This window comes from Cupriavidus sp. 05N40 (genome assembly GCF_056397305.1).
Genome location: NZ_JBFTND010000461.1, coordinates 1 through 511, shown reverse-complemented (window position 1 = coordinate 511; position 511 = coordinate 1). Strand labels below are relative to the sequence as shown.

Annotated in this window: 1 protein-coding gene; it reads right to left on the bottom strand. The window is 65.1% G+C overall.

The annotated features are described in order from the left end of the window. Window positions 1-511 (bottom strand): hypothetical protein (locus AC1DO7_RS41450; RefSeq protein WP_477117598.1); only part of this gene is annotated, 511 nt, incomplete at both ends.

Here is a 511-nt window from a genome sequence, read left to right as displayed (position 1 = left end):
AACGAGCGGCTGAAACCGTGGACGAACCACTCCATGCCCTTGGGCGCGTGGCGCAATGTCTGACGCCCCAGGCTGGTGTACCAGGCGAGTGCGCCGCCGGCGAGCCKGGCATGGCCGGCCTTTTCCATTTCCTCGTACAGCCCGTTGGCCTTGTCGAACATGTCYCCCAGRGTCTTGGCSCGCTCCAGGCCTTTGCCGGTGTAGTCGTAGATATCGKSCTCGGTGACGGGCAGCGGSGCGGCTTTGGCCGCTTCCYTGGTGCGCTCCATCTCCGCGAGGATGTCGCTCTGGTTCAGCGCGAAGCCTCGCAGGGCAAGATTGGCGCGGTCGGTGGTGTTGCCCTCCCACCATGTCTGGATGATGTCGGCGGTRGCCTTGCAACCCTCCGCGCCCAGGACGCACAAGCCTGTCTGGCCGGAAAAGTGCCAGCCGTTCGACGGGTCCCGGTTGTCGTAGACATCCAGGGCCGCGAGCAACTGCTCGCTCTGCAGCCATTTGTGGTGGTCGTTGG